The sequence below is a fragment of the Paenibacillus sp. RC67 genome, assembly GCF_030020805.1.
Lineage (GTDB): Bacteria > Bacillota > Bacilli > Paenibacillales > NBRC-103111 > Paenibacillus_S.
The window spans coordinates 6033299-6053983 of the sequence record NZ_CP125098.1; the positions used below are offsets into that span (position 1 = coordinate 6033299).

Below are 20685 nucleotides of genomic sequence, written 5' to 3' on the forward strand. Positions count from 1 at the left end.
ACACAAAGTCGATTGTTACATTGCAAGCTCGCTCCATGCTTGATTCAACCATTCGGCGAACTGCTCTTTCTCTTCAAATTGAGGATAATGAGCGGATTTTTCGAAAAGCACAAAATCTTTCTTTGGAGCGTCCAGCGTGTTCAAATATTGTTGTGCCACTTTGGCTGAGGTCATATAATCGTATTTGCCCATAACAAAATAGCAGGGAATTTCCAGTCTTTTGACGATTTGATCAATAGGGTTCTCTGCTTCCTCTGCCAACAGTGGTTTTTGTGAAACAGAAACACCTCTCAGAAAGCGAACGACATCCAGCAAATTATACTCGGGGTGCAGTAGGAATCCTTTATAGTAATCCATATTATCGTCAATCAGCCTTGCGGCGCCACCATATTTACGAACCAAGTCACGGGGAGTTAACTGCTCCCCTCTGGCTATCGAGGCATGCAGCTGCTCTAACCGTTTCACATCATTTACGCTGCCGGCCAACTTGGCCTGCTCCATGGTGTATTCCCAACCATCCAGCTCGCTCCGTACTTGATCGGAAACCTGTCCGATTCCAATATAAGCTGTAAACCGCTCAGGCGCTTGAGCCGCAGCCTTCATTCCAATGTAGGTTCCAAACGAATGACCGATCAGCAGTACTTTCTTTTGTCCAAATTTCTTGGCAGCATAATCGGTCAAAGCCAACAAGTCTGCCACGAGCAGGTCTGTCGTTACATTCGAGTAGTCTTCAAAAAAATGATACGATTTACCGCTACCCCGTTGATCATAATGAATAATCGTGAAATGTTCCTCAAGCAATTGCTGGTACTGCCTCACATATGGAATCTCCGAACAGCCCGGACCGCCATGCACGAATATAATAATCGGATTACGCCGATCCTTTCCCCTAATCATCACTTCATGCCCGGTGCCATTGATTTGGACTTGCTCCAATAGGCTGATACTTTGTTCACCTTTAATTGAAGGTGTCCAAGTGGGGAATATCATTCCGGCCACTAATAGAAGGACAAGGAGTGTTATACTGATCTTCCATAATTTTGTAATTTGTCGTTTCAATCGACGTCTCCTAGTTCTTGGTATCAACTTAAACCTTCTGCAGCAAAGCATCAGCTGATTACGATGTCGGTATTAATTGAAGTTGCCTGGTTGTAGCGATTCAAGAACCCTCATTGGCTTAAGGGGTACCCCCCGGGTCCGACGGACATAGACATTTCAGGGTTGTCTGCCTAATTCCACTTCTCCGTAACGCCTTCGGCAGACCAAGGAACGTATGCCCTGCAGCGTGAATACGGTGTTAGATAATGGCCCAACGGAACCAACATGATTAAATTTCTTACACAGATTCAGTTAATTCGTTTGATTTCATGTATTTAACTTCCGAATTATTCTTCATTACTAATTCCTCATTAACAAGTTTGTTATCATACTTGCTTATTTCCATCCTCCATATTTCATTTCCCCTGTACCACCTATTCTCATTTTGATAAAACTGATGATTTCTTTCTTCCACTTTGTAATTGAATTCCAATTCTTCGTTACAAATTATCGTTCCTTCCAAAAATTCATCAGATAAAAATATATTAAATTGAAAACTAAAGTTTGTTGGGTTATAAAATTGCAAATCTACATAATTATAAAAAACACTTGTTCCTGTTCCAAAAGGAATAACTCTTCTATCATCAGGAAATATATCAAAACTATGATGATGACGTTCCTTGATCTCAAGTGGTGTATGAAGAGCCAGCCAAAATAGCATATTGGCTAATTGGCATAGTCCACCTCCCGTACCAGTTCGAACTTCTCCATTTGATAGCATTAACCCTTCAATATAACCCTTGCCTTTTGTTGTTTTACCTATTAGTTTCCAAAAAGAAAATGTCTCTCCTGGATTTATAACTACCCCATCAATATGTTCAAGAGCAATTTTTAGATTTTTTATTTTATTTTCTTGTAATATTGGATCCGAATTAGCTAGGACTCTTCTTAAAACGGATTTGTGCTTCTTACAAACAAAATCAAACTCATCAGGCTTTCTACTTTGTGCATATTTTATTTTGGGATTTAGATTCCTAAGATGTCTCTTCAATATAAGCTGCTGTACTCTCAACTTGTATAAAAAAGGAAAATACCTCAATAATTTTTTCTTCATTGAGCGAATCCTCAATTCTTAAGAATTTTAAGTATATAAAATTTATTTTGGTTCTTGCGGATATCGTTCTTATATTCACGAAACCGAGAGGCTTAAGGTGGCGCAGCGACCGGGTGGCTCCGCAACTTAGCCTCGAGGTTGTCTGCCTGATACTACTTCCCCGAAATGCCTAGGGCGCGGACGGAGGACTGTTTCGCCCCCTGTGGGAATGCTGTGCTGTGTTATGTAAAGTTTTTTCTGCTCCAATTTACACAAAAAAAATCTGCAATATTAATATATTATTGCAGACGTAGTTCTAGGTTGTTAAGGTCAATATTGAATTTAGCACTCATTAATATATCAAGTCCAAGTAATCCGTTAATATCTTCATAAGGGAATGAAGTAAAATCAATCGCAACATCTTTCATAATAAAATCCCCTACTTGAATCAATTCAATTTTCTTTATAAATGCGTGTTCTTTACCTCCTATTCCAAAACTCGTTACAATCTCATCTTCAGCTGTCACCCTAATCCCAATATCATCTACTTCATCTTGCGATAGTAAGGTATGACTTGCTCCAGTATCAATTACAATATTATCAATGGTTTTCATCATTCCCTTATAGCTAATTTGAATTGATGTAAATAATAACCCGTCACGGTACTCAAACTTCATTAATGAGTTCTCCTTAGTCCATTACGGTTACGAATCTTAATGATAACCTGAGCTTTAGATGTATGATAAATAATTGTGTTATTCTTACTTTTCAACAATTCGTTTGTAGCTTCTTCATCCCTTATAGGGCCTATCACTGCAACCTCTTCGACTATTTCTTGATCTTCCTGAAGTTCTGATTCCATAATTTCGAACTTCACAAATTGATTAGGATAGATATTTCTCACTTCTTGCCATTTCATGCGTTTGATCCCTCCAAACGTCTTTAAATTAATACTAAAATTATACCATATTATTAAATTTCGGTTTTACAAGCGTTAGATAGGAATTTCACTTCGGGAGCTGTATTTCACTAAGTCGAGAGCCTTAAGGCAGCTTCATACCGGCCACAACGCGGTTAGGTTCGCAGAGGTTGTCTGCCTGAGCCAACTTCCTCGAAATCCTCATTGAATTACTTTAAAGGCATCTTTTAATAGCTTTCATTATTACAAAGAATACATCCATGACATGACAAGTAAATGCTATGCTTCTGACATTTTGGATAACCGAAAGGTATTGTTGGATTATCATCACCCTCTTCAATCTCAGACCATTCTATGTAACTATTTATATATTTATATTAATATTAGTTTCATCAAAAACATTAATCATTAACTTAAATTGTTCTAAGCATTCAATAATCCAATCTTTACGTGGTTCATAACTTAATCGTTCCCAACCTAACCCTGCTATTGCATTAGATATAGCTCTGATCATGAACTCTTTCTCACTTTCGAAATTTTCTATTGTCCACGGTATATCGTCAATATCAAAACCGACTGTCCCACTACCTACAACTGATTGATCTTGTTGAGCAAACCATATTACTATTTCTTTTTCTCGATCAGCTTCGGCAAGAATTGAGCCGCTAATTACCAATACTTCAATAAATACAGAAGTTAATCCATTTGACATTTTTATCGAATCAACTAAGTGTCTAAGATTTTTAGGCATTGATATTGAGTTTCCCATAAATCTCTTGCACTCCTTCACAGGCGTTAGAAATTAAAAAAGAGGCTCACAAAGTCTATAAAAGACTTAGCGAACCCTTATAAGGAGCGCAATCCCGCCATTACGCTTGACTTTTTATCTCAACACCGGATTTTCTCGCACTCGATTGAAAATAGTAAGCCACCAGAATAAAGACATGCAGAGCAGCGAGAACCAGATAAATATTACTGAACATGGAGCCTTCTGAATTGAGATTAAAGGGATTCCATGAGTCTGAAGTGCGTATCGCTAATATCCTGCTGTATACGCCTGTCGCTATGGCTTGAGAAATAAAGTTCAGCATTGAGAACATTCCCATTCCAATCCCCATTTGCTTAGGAGTCAGTGTTCTCGACATGGTATTGGACATCGTAATCATCATATACGACTGTCCTACGTTTCCAAGAATTAAAATGACCGATACCCCTAATGGGGAGACACCAGAAAAGGTGGCGAGCAAGGCAAAGCAAGCGATAAGTAAGCCGGATGCCATATTGAAAAGAAATACGTTTCCTCGCGAATCTGCGAGCTTGCCCCCTTTGCGCCCCAAAATTGCCGATGCAATAGCAGCCGGAACCATCGCCATGCCAATCCAATGAGGTGACAGCTGGTGGACTTGCGACAGCAGCAGCGGACTAAGAAAATACAAGGACATTCCGATTCCATTAATGACAAAAGCCATCACAACTCCCAGTGCATACGGCTTATGGCGAAACAAGGCTGGCTGAACAAACGGTTCCGCTGCTGTTCGAATTCGTACAATAAACAATAGGGCACCGAGCAAGCTGCCTAAAGCAAACCACCATCCTCCCATAGTCACACTGATCAGCAGTAACGCCACGGTGAACGCTAGTGAGAAGCCGCCTATCCAATCGAATTTCCCTGCTGTTCCCCGCTCATCTCCCAAGTGCTTTCGGTACAAAGGAAGAGTGAGCAAGATTAGCAGCGGAACGGCAAACAACCATCTCCAATGTGCAAAACTTACAATGATAGAGGAGACGATCGGACCTATGGCACTTCCTAGTGCTAACCCTGTAGCCGTCATGCCCAAAGCCAGCCCTCGTCGCTCCGGAGTAAAATATCTTATAGGGATTAGCGTGGCCGTTGCGGGAATAGCCGCAGCACCAGCGGACTGAATGCATCTTCCTACCAATGCCATCCCAAAACTCTGAGAAGTCAGACCGATCAAAGAACCGATTCCGAATAGCACAAGCCCGAATGTTATAAGATTCTTCAGTTTATATTTGTCGGCCAATTTCCCGTAAGTTACGGTCCCCACGGCATAAATCAAAGTATATGCGGATGAAATCCAGCTTACTTGAGCAATCGAAAGATTAAACTCCAAACTCATTTCAGGCAAAACAATATTAAACATTAAAGCACTCATCGATGACAGCATAACCGTAAACATTAGAACTCGAATTAATTGTTCTCCCTTTTGACGCTTTAGGTCCAAATCCATTTTTCATTTCTCCTCTCAGTGATCGTTAATGAATGCAAGCACTTGCTTACATATAGGCTAAAAATAATACTAGGGAGTTAATGCCCTAGCAAAAGTACGTACGCTTTCCTCTATGAATGCATTCAAGGGAGCAGACGGAAAGTTCGATCCATCCGAATGAAGATTGCTAATGAATGCACCATAGTTCATCCACATAAAGGATAAAGCCTGCAATTCCCAATTCGCTTCAATCAATTTCCCTTTGTCAAACATGGTCTGTAAATAAGCCGCCAGCAGTTCTTTTAGTTTTTGAGGATGCTTGTTTGCCTTCTCCCTAAACTCCGAAAAAACGCTCCCTTCTTTGAGGGCGATCTGTATGATTTTGCGGTTCCGGTTCATCGCCTCATGATAGGTGCGGCTAATCAGGAGCAGATCAGCATGCAAATCCCACACGAGCTTCTCTTGAAACAGCTTCGTCATTTCTTCACTGTAATGATAACGGTGAAAGGCTGTCTCCAGAAGATTTTGCTTACTGCCAAAAAGTCGAAACAGCGTCACTTCATTCACGCCGGCTGTGGTTGCAATTTCTTTGGTGGAGACGCCATTGTAGCCTTTTTCCGCAACAAGCTCAATCACTGCCGTTAGCAATTTGTCACTGCTGCTCATCTCTTTACTAATGTACCTCTCCTCCTTATTTTATATATGCAAGTGATCACTTACATGTTAAATCATGGTATCTCTTCTTTGAATATAAGTCAAGTTAAAAATAAAAACACCTCTACTCCCTATGCGTTACCGCACGGAAGCAAAGGTGTTGGAGCTACATTGGTTAATTCATAAGCTGAGCATATTGCAGAAGGCGTTTGACCATAACTGCAGCTTCGGCTCTTGTTGCATTGTCCGCCGGAACGAAGGTACGCTCTGTCATCCCGTTAATAATGCCTGCGTTCAGAGCCTGTGCCGTCGCATCCTTCGCCCATCCGCTGATGGATGTTTGATCCGCGAATTTGTCCAAAGCTTTGATGTCGGCAGCCGATTGCTTATTAGCCAACTTCATTGCTCTGGCTACCATGACCGCCATTTGCTCACGGGTCACGTTCGCGTCCGGTTTAAATGTACCATCCTCAAAACCGTCCACTAGGCCTGCTTTTGCAGCCGCACCAACTACACCTGCATACCAATCGTTCGCCTTCAAATCGTTGAACTTGGCTGCATTGTTCTCCGAAAGACCAAGCCCGCGAACTAGAATGGCTGCAAACTCCGCACGGGTGATCCGATTATCCGGTGTGAAGCTCGTATCGGTCATTCCTTTAACAACAAGCTTGGAAGCAAGAAGCTCTACATCAGCTTTAGCCCAATGATTGCTCATATCGCCAAAGGTTTTGGCCGACTCCACTACTGCATAAATGCTATTGCCTGGACGTTGAATCGTCACTTGAGTGGAACTGCCAGCAGCTGTAAAGACAGCAGGTACAAAACTAAACTCTCCAGTCGATGGATTATATAGTACAGCCGTCGCTTTCTTCGCATCCACCGTTTTGCCAAGATTCATTGTTCTGGTTACATAATGAAGTCCGAAATCATTCACTGCAGCCGACTTTCCTTTACCCTCTACGGTAACCTGGAAATCAACGGCTCCCGACAGGAGTGTCAAGCTAGCTTGTTTGGCTCTATCCTTGATGGCTCCCAGAATCGTGTCATTAACCTTTTCCATCGTAATTGTAATACTCAAATCTTTCATATCAACACCCAGTGACTTGGCCAGTCCAGCAAAATCAACCGCTTTGATTGGCAGATCATACGTAATGTCGCCATACTTCACAGATATGGTCAAAGCAGGCAATTTGGACAATGCTTCTGCCAATAGCTGCGCCGGAAGCTGGAATTTTGCTGTTGCTGCGTCTCCATTTTTCGCTTCGACGGTCAATTTGGCTCCTGCGGAACCATTAGATGTCAGAGCTTCGATTGCTTTGGTTAGCGTCGCTGCATCGAGAGCTACCTTTGCAACCGTTCTACCGTCAGCCGCCTTCTCAATGACCGGCTCAATAATCATAGATTGAGCACCATCTTTTGACGGTTGCACGATTGGAGTGCCCGCTGAAGAATTTCCGCCACCGCCGCTGCTTGGTCTGCTGCTGCTGGAAGCATACGGAATAGCCGATACCTCACTTGAATTAATACTTTCTCCCTTAGTACTGACGGCAGTTACAACGTAATAATACTTCGTTCCGTTTAACAAGCCGGTATCTGTGTACACGTTAGTCGTCACATTCGATGCCGCCATAGTATAGGCTCCACCGGACGTCGTACTGCGCTTCACGTTATAATAAGTCACACCGGTGACCGTGTTCCAAGACAAATAGACTTGAGTATTTCTTGGAACAGCTGTCAGTCCACTTGGAGCGGCGATTACGCCTGGATCTGTTGTGCCCGGATCTGTCGTGCCCGGATCTGTCGTGCCCGGATCTGTCGTGCCTGGATCTGTCGTGCCCGGATCTGTACCTGAGCCCGGCAATGTAGTGACTTTAAGCGTCAGTCCATTTAATGTTGAGTACACTGCATTAGAAACGGACTTACTTGTAGCCTTAACTTTGAATGTATACTCCGTATTTGGCGTGAGACCGATAGCTTTATAGTTATAAACGTTATCAGCTACAGTTGCTAGCTTACTATTTCCATTATAAACTTCATAGCTTGAAACCGGCATAGTCGTATTGGAACCGACCCAACTAAGATCAACGCTGGTATCTGTTTTACTAGTAGTAGTTAAGGCCGAATTCTTAGTAAAGGTCATTGGCCCAGGTCCAAACGCCTTAACTTCATTAATGTTAATATCGCCATCCACTTCATCGACCGTAAATTTAATAAATCTTGCATTAATAGGCGCATCAAGTATAATACTCTCGGCAATTTTTGTAATAGCTGGATCTCCATACTTGCCTTGAGCTACACGATCGTGGGTAAGTAATTTGATCCACTTGTTACTATTTGGATTCGTAAATGCTTCGCCATCAGTTGCATAATAGAAAGAAACTTTTTTCAGCTTATTCTGATAACTGTAATATTCAAGCACATTTACGGGAGCCACTTCCCCAATATCAACCATCATCCATGCCGATGTGGAGCCTTTGAGAGCAACCCAGCGGGAACCATCCGATAAATCATTGTCAAGAGCCTTATTGGCTCCGAAGCTGTTGGTATCGTCATTCCAAACTCTTGTGTACTGAACTTCCTTATTGAATAAAAGATTATCGGAAGCGTTCTTTTTACCTGTAGTAGTAGCTTGTCCTTCTGCTGCCGCCGTAGACAGAGTTCCTCTTCTTATAGAGTAAACCTTTACTTTATACGAAGTGCCAGGAGACAGATCTTTAATCGTAAAGGATGTATCCTTATACTCATCTGCTACAGTTCTCTCGAAAACATCGGTTACCAACGCTACCCTATAACTCTGGGCGTCAGGTACCGGCTCCCAGGAAGCGCTTATGGATTTATCCGAAGCGACTGTCACATTCACGGATGACGGAGGATTTGGAATAATCGGATTCCCATCGGTTTTCAATTCTTTAACTGCACTTTCTGCGGAAAGCATTGGTTTAAAAGAATACGGATCCGTGTAAGCTGTTCTCACAGAAAAGTTGTAAGTCGCACCTGGGTCTAAACTCTTCAGGTTATAAACATTGGATGTAACATTATCTACAAGTGGTTTTCCGCCATCATAAATAGTGAAATAATCGGCAGGTGCCGGATCCCATGAAATTGTCGCTTCGGAACCGCCGGAATAGTCAATCTTCACATTTTTTGGCGTTTGTGGTGCGTTATAAATCTCAAGCTCCGTTAAACGCGGAGGACCTGTCATTTGAACAGTGGGAACGCCATTGGTAGTACCAACTGTATTGGAACCAGAACCATTTTCAAAATAAAACTTTACATATCTGGACGAATACGATTTTCCAAGGTCGATGACGTATTGTTTATCCGCCGTATCGTCTCCACCACCATTAGCAGCGTTAAAATAAGTCCAATCTTTGCCGCCATCGCTATACAATGGATTTACTGGTGTAAACGGAATGGATTCCAAAGCCGCTGCGTCATGGTCAGCCGTATCATTCGTTATGGAAACATTAACATATTTTAGCCTCAAAGTTTTGGCAAAAAGCTTCACTTGGTTAAAGTCCATTTTCTTGCCTAAATCGATAATTACATTCCCTTTTTTAGAGCTTTCGGTACCCATCCAGCTTAAGTCGCCAAGGGCCGAGGTATTGTTAAGAGGTACGGCAGTCGTGTTCGTATACTTCACCGGATCTATCTGTACGCCATCGGTCAATCTCTCAGCCTTAGCATTCGCTAATTGGAACGCATTCCCTGTTGCAGCCCCCACATTATATGCCTTTTTATTATAAGCAAGGTTAACGGCAGAAACGCCTACCGCAGACTTGGACACCGTCATATCTGCAAGATATATTTTGGCATCCTTGACGTTCGGATTTGATTTGTCCGCTTTACGGTAAATTCCCCATTTCGGACGGTTAATCATGTTGGACACTGCAGGGTAAGGCCCCTCAAAGGTCTGGTTATTGTACTTGATTTCAGGACGTCTCCACATATCCATAACCCGATTCGGATCGTTATATTCCATGATCACTTTGCCGGTCGCTACATCCTTCATGGTCATGGTCACCCAGCCATACTCGGAGTTGAGAACTTTGACGGTAATATCGACCCACTTGTCCTTAACGGAGTTAAGCGGCACGCTAGCAAGCGTTTCTTGCCCGGCATCCGTACCGATGTCCGCATAACGAAACTCCAGATTCTGAGTAGCCGACGATGAGATGGTGAACGTTAATATTGGATTACCGTCCTCGGCACTGGAGAAGTTCGGATAATTCGCCACATCATGAAGCGGCAATTTATTGCCGACTAGACCGAAGGAATTGTACGCCTTGTACTGGAAAATATGAAAAAAGCCATCGGGCTTCTGTATATCCTTATCAATCTTGAGCTTCCAGTGAAAAGCCGTTATTTCATTCTCCACCGCTACCAGATTCCTGCTTTCTTCGCCCGGTCTGATTTCAATTCTTTGTCTATCGTCATTGCCGCCGGTAAATTGGCCGGTTGCCGGATCGTAAGTTGTTCCATGCAAATAACAGGTGTAACAATCATTTCCGTTAACTTCGACTTTAAATACTTCCTGCCCTAACGCGGTGTCGTACACATTTTCTACATGCCTGGCCGCTTCCGGCAGGATTTGTCTGACCGTTTTGGTAGCACCCTCTACAGGGTTATCCGTCCCGAATGCTGCACCGAAAACATCAAATGGCGATCTGTTGGGATCTGCATCGATATGGACAAAATTACCGCCATGACTTGCTATAAAATCCGGATCCAAAACGTCAACACCGGATGAACTGCTTGCTGATACGGAAGGAACATTCCATACACCGGAACTGGAAACCATCAATACGGTCAATAACAGCGCTGTTGCTTTCCTGAAACGTGTAAAACTATTCATTACAGTTTGACCCCTTTCCTCGATAAATCAATGATGAAATAGCTTCGAAGCAACGAAACCGCTTACAATGCGTTCTGCAAGGATCGCTCCTCTCTTCATGATGATTGTTCCATTGTAGGGTACAAGCTTAGGATCGAGGATGTAATTTTTTATGATTGGGGTTGGTTTTTTTATCATTGTCTGGCCGATTTATGCGAAAGATGATGTGTTCCAAGCAATGTTTGAAGCATTCTGCTCTGGAATAAGATTTTAATCATAAAGGAACCCCCGCTTCATAAAGAATGCGGGGGTTCTGCTATTTCAACTAATGCGTATTATTTGTTTCCTCGGAAGATAAAGTGCTTGTCTCCAGCGGACTTGTAGCATCCATTTGTGTTCCATTACCCAATTGACCATAATCGTTCAAGCCCCAGGAGAGAATAAATCCTTGCTGGGATAGTGCACTGCTGCTCATATACCCAGTGGATATGGAACTTATAGCCGTGTTGGTTGTCACTTTAGTAGGAAGAGTACGTGCCTCTTTAGTCCCATCCCCTAGCTGGCCGTATCCGTTGTACCCCCACACCCATACCGACCCGTCACTCTTCAGGATCATACTATGCAGTCCCCCTGCCGATACCTGGGTTACGGAGCTTAATCCCTCAACTTGTACAGGAACGAGACGATTGGTCGTTGTTCCATCCCCAGGCTCGCCTTCTCCGTTATACCCCCAAGTCCACACCGTACCGTCCTGTTTAAGAGCCAGGCTATGATACAGTCCACCCGATAAAGCAGCAACATTGTCTAAACCTTTTAGGAGAACGGGTGTAGTCCGATTCGTTGCCGTTCCATCGCCCAATTGACCGTAAGCATTGAATCCCCATACTAACACGGTGCCATCGCTTTTTACAGCCATACTATGAAAGGCTCCTGCTGCGATGGACGTAATGGAGTTTGCTCCCGTAACTTGAACAGGCGTCACTCGATTCTTGGTTGATCCATCACCTATCTGACCGTACGCGTTTAAACCCCAGGCCCATACGGTTCCATCCTTTTTTAAAGCCAGCGAATGCTGCTGTCCCGCTTCAATCGCTATAATGTCGCTTAAACCATGTATTGGCTCTGGGACGAGCCTCGATTTGGTAGTTCCATCCCCCAACTGACCAGATGCATTATTTCCCCATGCCCATACCGTTCCATCCTGCTTGAGAGCCAAGGAATGATCCTGACCGGTTGAGACAGAGCTTATATCACTCAAATCTGGTATCTGAACTGGGGTGAGCGTTGATCCTTCAGGCTTATCCAACATAAACTTCCCGTCTCCCCATGCCCATACCGTATGATCACTTTTGACTGCCAACGTGTGAAAAGCATTGAATTTCCCCATTGAAATCGTCGAACGACTCTCCAAAGTCGCAGCTTTACCGTTCACCGTAACGGCGTTGCTCGGTTCCGATACATTTCCCGCAGCGTCCTTCGCTTTAACGGTAAAACTGTAGGTTGTTCCTGAGATTAATCCTCGAACCGAAGTCCTATAGGTCGAGTAGGTTACCGTAGTTACGACGGCATCATCCTTGTAAACTTGACACTCCACCACACCGATATTATCGGTCGCTGTCGTCCATGCCAGCTCCAATTGATCCGATGTCTTGTCGATTAATCTTAAGGTAGGTGCGCTCGGTGGTATTGTATCCGTTATACCTCCATCCATAGGGCTACTTTTTGCCTGATTAGTGAATAAGAGCGGGATGAATAGCTGCAGCATCATACACAAAACTAGAACTCGAGTTGTTTTCTTCATAAAAATATTACAACCCTCCTCGTTGCTTGATCTTTTACTTCCTCATATCTGTTCATTAATTAATGTTAACTCCAGCACTAGCGTAACCTGCAACGGTATTTACAAGAGTTAAGCCTGCAGCTGTTGAAGAAAAGACCATAATATATCGGGTTTGAGCTTTTACAGGAATACTCAAGCCGGTAGTGATTCCTGAAGATATACTCCCTATTGACAGAATACCTGTCATAGATGGAGCCAGTGTTACCGAAGCTCCAGGAACGGGAGTAAACATATTATTGGGTGTTTTGGATTCATATAATTGCGCTGTAATCGTTACCGTCGATCCGATTAAACTTAAAGCCGCAGTATTGCTAAAATAGGCGGACATCGATGTAATCGTTCCATCGCGTGGAACCGAGAATCCAAAGTTTAATAGTGTACCACCTGCACCTGTTAGATCAATAGCTCTTCCTACAGGGGCTACGCCAGAAGCGGAAGAACCAAATCCTACCAAGCCAGTCGTTCCAACTAGCCCACCCGCGATCGTTGTCATGGTTATAGGCAATCCGGATGCAAAAGGAATAATAGCTCCCCCTCCTGATGTTCCCGATGCTCCCGCTGCAGCTAGTAACGTATAAGCAGATGAAACTCCTGGTGTACCTGTCGGATTCGCGGTATTAACCATATAAGTGCTACCATTGTAGGTTACCACTTGATAGAGAGAATATGATGAAGCTGCCAAAGGGTTAAAGGCTACTAAACCGTTTAAGCCTGCTCCCGGATCACCCTTTGCTCCTTGCGGACCTGCTGGGCCCGTTGCTCCTGGATCACCTTGCGCTCCTTGTGGACCTGCTGGGCCCGTTGCTCCTGGATCACCTTGCGCTCCTTGCGGACCTGCTGGGCCTGCTGCTCCCGGATCACCCTTCGCTCCCTGTGGACCTGCTGGACCAGTCGCTCCTGGATCACCTTGCGGACCTGCTGGGCCTGCTGCTCCCGGATCACCCTTCGCTCCCTGCGGACCTGCTGGGCCCGTTGCTCCTGGATCACCTTGCGCTCCTTGCAGACCTACTGGGCCTGTTGCTCCCGGATCACCCTTCGCGCCCTGCAGACCTGCTGGGCCGGTCGCTCCAGGATCACCTTGTGCACCCTCCGGACCTGCTGGGCCTGCCGCTCCCGTGTCACCTTTCTCACCCTGTGGACCTGCTGGGCCTGCCGCTCCCGCATCGCCCTTTTCCCCTTGTGGTCCCATCGGGCCAGTCGCTCCGGGTTCACCCTGCATACCTGAAGAGCCGCTTGATCCTCTGCTTCCTGGATCTCCTTTCTCTCCTTTTTCACCTTGGGGACCAATATCTCCTTTGTCGCCCTTCTCTCCTTTATCTCCTTTTTCCCCAGATTCTCCCTTTGTTCCAGGAGTTTGCACAGGTGCGGCACTTTCGCCAGTGATTTCCAAGAATAGTACGCTGCTTCCGTTATGTATTACTGTAGCTGCATCCCCTACACGAATGGCTGCTCCAAGTCCGCTCTTACCATAAGTGACAGTATCTGAGCCCAATTGAAACGATGCTTTGGATCCTGTGCTGTCCAGAATGGTAATGCTGCTCTTAGTCACTTCTGTAACATTGCCTCGTACGACCCGGTTAGAATTAATGCCCACCAAGGATTCCGCGTTATTCAGCAAAGACGCCAGCTGCGCTCTTGTAACGGTTTGTTTTGGCTTAAATGTATTGTCCGGAAAACCACTAATGACATTATATTTTGCTGCAACATTCACGTAGCCGTTCGCCCAGCTTGATATATCAGCAGCATCGTTAAAGGAGGGGGTTGCACTGGCAAGACTTTTTGCTTCAACCTCTTTGCCGATTGCTCGTACAACCAATCTCGTTAACCATTCTCTGCTAGCCGTTTGCTTCCCCCACTCTGAGCCTTCAGAGACAGGTTCTTCATTGGAGATGATCAAGCCCTTCTCCAGCGCCAGCTGTATTCCGTTTTGCGCCCATGAGTCCACTTTGAGCGCCATGTTTGATGTTGTGGAGGCTGATTCATCCAAACCCAAAAAACGAACGATCATAATGACCGCCTCTTGATGACTTATCGAACCGTTTGGGTTGAAGCTGCCCGTCGCATCCCCCTCTATAACACCAAGACCAGATAGCTTGGAAATAGATTTATATGCCCAAGAAGATGAATCCACATCATGGAATGCCGCGCTAACTACGGAATTACCTAAAGAGCCAAAGCTTGGGAACGTCACAGCAAGCTGACTTACTACGAGAAACACCATGGATGACTTACATACTAATTTATTGATCCCTTTCATAAAAGCTTCCTCCTAGATTGTAAAAATTTATTTTTTGCAGAAAAAGTCTCCTAAATAGCATATTTTTCAATAAAAGATAGTGCCAAACAGCATATTCAGTTTGAACTACGCTGCCCAATCTCCTATTTTAGGTTAATAGAACCCTGATTAATAGTGAGCTTTGTCATCATTTCTGTCATATTACAATTTGTATTTTATTGGTAAAAAATCAATTCAAAAAAAGGTTGTCCCTCCGGTCGTCTCTTCGACTCCCAGCGGGATAACCTTTAATCAAACAAGCTCTGTTGCACCAATCCACCCAAGCCTTCATCTCTTCCGACGATCTTAATGTTGAACCCCTCATAGCTTTTCTGTTCCCGCATACAAACGTCACGACTATACAAAAAAAACCTCGAAGCCCTAACCAAGGGTACGAGGTTTTTGTATGAAATCAGGCCAATCGAAATCTTAGGGTCTTAAATCAAGCATTCTGACAATTGCCGTTACCGCCTCAGCTCGGGTAGCTAACGCTGTAGGCGCGAAATTGTTGCCAATCGTACCGCCGAGTAGATTGTTTTTACCTGAGATCGCTGCAGCCGGTTTGGCCCAATCCGGAATATCCACGTCATCGGCATAATCAGTAACTACTCCAGGGACTAATGTAACACCTAAGCTTTTAACGACCATGGAGATCATTTCCGCATGGGTAATATTCGCGGTCGGTCTGAAGGTGCCATCCGGGTACCCGCTAATGATGCCAATCCCCACCGCTTGCTTAACTGCATTTGCCGCCCAATCCTCAATCTCATCCTTATCCTTGAACTCAAGAGCTCCACCTTCAATAGGAGGCTTCAAACCGTTCATCAGCATAACTGTAAATTCGGATCGGGTAATGTTCGCATTCGGCCGGAACGTGAAGTCCGGATATCCGCTGGCCACTTTTCGTTCATGGGCGCGCAGGATCTCAGAGATAGCCCAGTGTCCTTTTACGTCGATAAATGGGAGTGAGCTTGCTGCAGCATCAGCCGTCCCCGGTGTGACCACGACCTTGCTCTTGGCTGCGAACTTCCCGTCCTGCGTTGTGACCGTAATGTCCGTATAACCCGGTGAGACCGCCGTCACTTTGCCATTGATGCTCACAGTTGCTGCTCCAGGGTTGCTGCTCGCCCAGGTTACATTCTGATTCGAGGCATTCTCTGGAATAACCTTGGCCAAGAGCACCTCATTGTCTCCGACATGAAGAAAAAGCGCGGTTTTGTTCAGAACTACGCTGCTAGCATCGATTATTGTATCCGTTCGCTCTGTTACGGTTACCTTGCACTGTGCCAAAGGAGCATCTCCTGAGCTTGCAGTGATCGTCACGGTGCCGGATAAGAGTGCGCTCACCATGCCATTGGAGTCCACCGAAGCAATATTCGGATTGCTGCTTTTCCAGGTGACTTTGGGATTCGATGCATAGTTAGGCGAAATAGAGGTAGTTAGATTGACACTCTGCCCCTCCGCTAGAGAAAGTGATGTTTGACTCAAGGTTATCGTTCTCACTGGCACCTTGAGCGCATAAATGTACATAACGAGAGTGTGCTCCAAATCGTTGAAGTCAACGTCCTTCTCTTTTGGGAATTTGGTTGACACATCATATAAAGTGCCATCTGTGCCTACTGCCAACGGCAGCGGTTCTTCGGTTTCTATTTTATATTGCCATTGAATGTTGCCATTAGGACCAAGTGCATAAATAGCTTTATTACTCGTGGATTGCGTATAGATCAAACCGTTAGGACCAATAACCGGAGGGTTGCTGGAGCCGCCTGCGGCAAACTGCCATTTCAAACTGCCATTGGGTAGCAAGGCATTCAGTTTGGAGTCCCCTGATCCGAAATAGATGCTGCCGTCTGGACCGACGGATGGAGTATATACGCTGCTGCCTTGATCGAATTCCCAATTTTTCGCTCCGCTGGGAAGAACGGCGTAAAGCTTGTGATCGGCTGATCCGATATAGATCACACCCTCTGGACTGAGAGCTGGAGTCGTGTTCACAGCTCCACCCGTTTTAAATTTCCATTTATTCGTTCCGTTGGGCTTAATAGCATAAAGCGAATCCGTGCCATTGAGCGCATAAATCGTTCCATCCGGCCCCATTGCCAAGTGTGCCTGGGATTTAACTTCCATATCCAGTGACCAGATTTCGGAACCATCCTGGGGGTTCAAAGCATGCAAGATGCCATCCTTGGATTGTGCATAAACAGTACCATCCATTCCAAACACAGGAGGAGATTCAATAGGATCTCCCGCTGCGAATGCCCATTTCTTCACTCCATCCTGGCGGATAGCAACCAATTGGCCAGCGCTGTCTTTATATCGGGTCCCTACATAGACCGTCCCGTCCGGTCCAACGGTCGGTGGAGTTAAGATTTCTTCAGGGAACCCGAAGGTCCACAGCTTTACCCCATCTGAGTTAAATGAAGACATGGCATATTGAACGGATAATATCCATCGAAACGTGAATCCCAAATAGATTGTATTGTCCGGACCGACGGCTGGAGCGCCACTAAAAGTAGCGGCCAAGGTCGGAGCTTTCCATTTGACCAACACATCATTCGAATTTTGAAACGTAATTAAATCTTTAATGACAGGATTGATCTCCACATTAGGCACCAAGTTCACATTTACAGTAGGATCCAACTTTAGTTCAGCTGATACGGGTACAGCAACAGAACCCAATGTCATCCATATAACGATTAGACTGCATATTAAACGCCTGTTTACCCACACACAATGAACCCCCTTTACACCTCATGGCTTAAGTTAATTATTCCATTTTTTTCCTCGCCATTCAATAGAGCATAGTGCTTTTGTTGAGTTAAATTTTTCCTACCATTCTATCCATGTTATAGTAAAAAATGATGATGAAATCATATAACAATGACGGGAGGGTATTAATGGAATATATAAGGGATTACACTATGTACGCATCCATATTCGGCATGTTTAGTTTTTGCTGGTTTGGCTGGGCTCAGGAAAATCCCAAAGCAAGCTGGCGCAAATACATTGGTATAGCTTCGGGTGCAGCGCTTCTAATCTGCTTGATCGGTGTTTACTTAAGCGTGAAGAACTGGAACGCACCCTCCGCTTTGTCAGACACAACTTCATTCAACAACTATTTGATTTCGGTTTATGTTGAATTCTTTTTGGCAGGTGCTGGTGCTTTTGTGTTGATTAAATTAAAACGCAGTAAGTATGTGTCTCCTTGGATTGCCTTTATTGTCGGGATTCATTTTATCGGTTTAAAAAGTGTTTTCGATGATCCCAGCTTATACATTCTGGCGATACTCCTAGTTGCAGTCTCCATCATCGCATTATTCATATCTCCACGGCTGCATGTAGCCATAAGCGCTATTACAGGTATTGGTGCGGGTACGGTTTTGTTCTGCTTTGCTATATTAGGTTTGATTCGATATTTATCAGTGTAGATTCAATGGGGGAGGGCGGATTGATCCGCGGTGGCGTCTACCTATGCTTTGCCAGTACAGAGGCGGATGCTGTTCGACATCATTAGTGGGACCAGCATGCGGGCAAAGCCGAGAGCCCTATGGCTGAATAGAAAATGGCTCTCAAGAACATACCCCACACCCTAGCAAAATTTGATTTCGAAAGTTATACCTTGGCTCGACCAATAACTTGTTAGCTTACAGGATTGATCAACTCTTGCACTTCGGTACCGGTTAAATGCACAAACTGACCCTTGATAAAATGTTGATCGATTACTATCGTTATTCCCATCCTTCCAAAATGAACTTGTTGCTTTGCTCTATACTGCAAACATCATAAACCTTAAAGTTTCTTAATCTTCTTTCTTAGCAATACGAAAAGAAACAATAAAGCTTAATAGTACTAAAAATAGCTGTATCCATAAGGCCAACATAATTCCTGTGAAATTATTTTGGTTAAAATGCTCACTAACAGCAATTAAGGCTCCACCGATTCCGATGCTTACTCCCGGGAAAAATGCATCTACAAATTGAAGATAAGCAGAGATCTCTCCTTCCTCTCCGGGGCGGGCATGCTGCAGTGCTACAGCGCCTGTAGTCGGATTGGCCATGCCAATGCCAAAGCCGGTAAATATTTGTGAAATGACAGCAAATACAATGCCGCCCCTCTCAAGTGTGACAGCCGTTATGACCAAGGATACCCCCAAGATCATTAAACCGATACCTGAAGAAATACGTTTTTTTCTGCCGCGCCCCTGATCCCTTTCGTCCATTCTGGATTGCAGCCAAGCTGCCGTGGACCAGCTTAATGCACCTGCTGCGACAATCAACCCTGCAATATCCGCTGACAAGCCTTTCACTTCCGTTAGAGCCAATACTACGTAACTCTCGGTGGCAACATAACAAGCAACATACAAGCCTCTTGATATAATGGTTGCCGGCAGCCCTTTTTTAACCATGAACGTGCCTTTAGGAAGCAGCATTTTCAGAGGCCAAATCATCATGATTAAACCTAGGAGAGAAAGGGTAATGCCCTTCCAATCGGAGATAAATCCTAGTCCACTCAACAAGAGACCCGTCCCTATCGTCAGCAATAGCGCGTATCCTTCTTTGCGGCTGCTTCTCTCTACCGGAATACTGCCTGCTTGAAGCTTACGAAACGAAGGCAGTGTAAGCAATACAGCCAATGCAATCAAAGGGACTACAAGCCAGAACACGAATCTCCATGATACATATTCAGCCAGCAATCCGGCGATATAAGGACCAATCAAAGCGGGCAAAATATAAGCGCTGGAAAACGCGGCCAAAATTTTTGTTCTAAGCAAATCGGGATAGCTTAAAGTAATGCTGTAATAAACGCAGGTTACGATAGCTCCGGCACCAAAGCCTTGAAACGCCCTCCCTCCAATTAACATCGGCATGTTGATGGACGTGGCTGCTATCAAAATACCTGCAACAAAAATAACGATAGATAAGGAAAATGAACGGTACACACCGATTTTGCCGATTTGCTGTCCTATCACCATCGTTCCTAATATTTGTGACAACAAAAAGGTGCTGAATATCCATCCATATAGATGAATACCATTAAGATGCCTTGCTACTTCAGGGCCAATGGTTGTAATAGCCAATCCCTCGAACGCTACGGTAGTAACAGCCAAAATAATCCCGATGGTTAACCCCCTATAGTTGGCGTCCCAAATTCCTGCCTTGCTTTGACTTTTTCCCATTGTCATCCCCCACCTACTTGCCAGAACATTAATTGCCATAGCAAGTATATGTTTTTAAAAAATAAACTAAACAAATATTCTTGACGATAGTTGCTATAGCATCTATATGATCGAGAGGACTTTAAAGCATAAAAATTTATAAGTCCTTAACGTTGTTATACATGACGGCTAGTATTCTTCTAAAGGTTTCGACTTCTTCCTCAGATAAGCCTTTTATCGTTTTTTTATATGCTTCTATCGATGGAGTTAGAATTTCCTCTTTAATGTCTCTCCCCTTGGCCGTTAAATAAACACGCAGCGCTCTGCGATCCGTCTCATGGGTTACACGATGAATAAAGCCTTTCTTTTCAAGCTTGAAAAGCATCCGGGCAATGTTCGTCTGATCTTTGTACAGCCTTTCGGCAAGATCTTTTTGGGTGATGCCTTCCTGTTCCCAAAGAATAACTAATATTTCCCATTGATCGACCGTAATGTCAAAAGGATTCACTACCTTTTGGTAGTAATTATTCAGCTTTAAATCCGCCCGGTGTACGATAACACCTATATACTTTTCTAATTCCAATACATAGCCCCCACTTTAATAGATATGACTATAGTTGCTATGACTATTATAAATTCGGTTCATCGA

The 20685-nt window shown here is 44.3% G+C and carries 14 protein-coding genes; 1 reads left to right on the top strand and 13 read right to left on the bottom strand.

Translation table 11 applies throughout. From position 1 onward, the window contains the following. Positions 1 to 15: 15 nt before the first annotated feature. The 11 genes from QMA13_RS27460 to QMA13_RS27510 form a co-directional block, all read right to left on the bottom strand. Positions 16 to 1110, bottom strand: a complete 1095-nt coding sequence (locus QMA13_RS27460) for an alpha/beta hydrolase (RefSeq protein WP_282936868.1) — start codon at positions 1108 to 1110, stop codon at positions 16 to 18. Between the two features lie 226 nt (positions 1111 to 1336). Continuing rightward, positions 1337 to 2152: a VanW family protein gene (locus tag QMA13_RS27465; protein WP_282936869.1), complete on the bottom strand. Its 816-nt coding sequence runs from the start codon at positions 2150 to 2152 to the stop codon at positions 1337 to 1339. 278 nt (positions 2153 to 2430) lie between these two features. After that, positions 2431 to 2808 carry a retropepsin-like aspartic protease gene (locus tag QMA13_RS27470; protein ID WP_282936870.1) on the bottom strand — a complete coding sequence of 126 codons (378 nt, stop codon included), beginning with the start codon at positions 2806 to 2808 and terminating at the stop codon, positions 2431 to 2433. After that, positions 2808 to 3050 carry a hypothetical protein gene (locus QMA13_RS27475; protein WP_282936871.1) on the bottom strand — a complete coding sequence of 81 codons (243 nt, stop codon included), beginning with the start codon at positions 3048 to 3050 and terminating at the stop codon, positions 2808 to 2810. Before QMA13_RS27475 ends, QMA13_RS27470 begins: the two co-directional genes overlap by 1 nt. Positions 3051 to 3414: 364 nt before the next feature. Beyond that, entirely contained in the window at positions 3415 to 3801 is a 387-nt protein-coding gene (locus QMA13_RS27480) for a hypothetical protein (protein ID WP_282936872.1), read from the bottom strand. 118 nt (positions 3802 to 3919) lie between these two features. Further along, entirely contained in the window at positions 3920 to 5299 is a 1380-nt protein-coding gene (locus tag QMA13_RS27485) for an MFS transporter (protein WP_282936873.1), read from the bottom strand. A 69-nt stretch (positions 5300 to 5368) separates the two neighbouring features. Beyond that, complete coding sequence (locus tag QMA13_RS27490) at positions 5369 to 5944, bottom strand: TetR/AcrR family transcriptional regulator (RefSeq protein WP_282936874.1); 576 nt, start codon at positions 5942 to 5944, stop codon at positions 5369 to 5371. Between the two features lie 163 nt (positions 5945 to 6107). Then, positions 6108 to 10787 carry an S-layer homology domain-containing protein gene (locus QMA13_RS27495; RefSeq protein ID WP_282936875.1) on the bottom strand — a complete coding sequence of 1560 codons (4680 nt, stop codon included), beginning with the start codon at positions 10785 to 10787 and terminating at the stop codon, positions 6108 to 6110. Positions 10788 to 11091: 304 nt separating this feature from the next. Continuing rightward, complete coding sequence (locus QMA13_RS27500; protein ID WP_282936876.1) at positions 11092 to 12567, bottom strand: RCC1 domain-containing protein; 1476 nt, start codon at positions 12565 to 12567, stop codon at positions 11092 to 11094. A gap of 55 nt (positions 12568 to 12622) precedes the next feature. After that, complete coding sequence (locus QMA13_RS27505) at positions 12623 to 14863, bottom strand: exosporium glycoprotein BclB-related protein (RefSeq protein ID WP_282936877.1); 2241 nt, start codon at positions 14861 to 14863, stop codon at positions 12623 to 12625. Positions 14864 to 15310: 447 nt separating this feature from the next. Next, positions 15311 to 17611: an Ig-like domain-containing protein gene (locus tag QMA13_RS27510; protein ID WP_282936878.1), complete on the bottom strand. Its 2301-nt coding sequence runs from the start codon at positions 17609 to 17611 to the stop codon at positions 15311 to 15313. Positions 17612 to 17778: 167 nt separating this feature from the next. Here QMA13_RS27510 and QMA13_RS27515 point away from each other — a divergent pair, with 167 nt between their 5' ends. Continuing rightward, entirely contained in the window at positions 17779 to 18309 is a 531-nt protein-coding gene (locus QMA13_RS27515) for a hypothetical protein (protein WP_282936879.1), read from the top strand. A gap of 371 nt (positions 18310 to 18680) precedes the next feature. Here the strand turns inward: QMA13_RS27515 and QMA13_RS27520 are convergent, their stop codons facing one another. Then, on the bottom strand, positions 18681 to 20057 hold the full coding sequence (locus tag QMA13_RS27520) for an MFS transporter (RefSeq protein WP_282936880.1): 1377 nt from the start codon (positions 20055 to 20057) through the stop codon (positions 18681 to 18683). 136 nt (positions 20058 to 20193) lie between these two features. Next, positions 20194 to 20619: a MarR family winged helix-turn-helix transcriptional regulator gene (locus QMA13_RS27525; RefSeq protein WP_282936881.1), complete on the bottom strand. Its 426-nt coding sequence runs from the start codon at positions 20617 to 20619 to the stop codon at positions 20194 to 20196. Positions 20620 to 20685 lie beyond the last annotated feature (66 nt).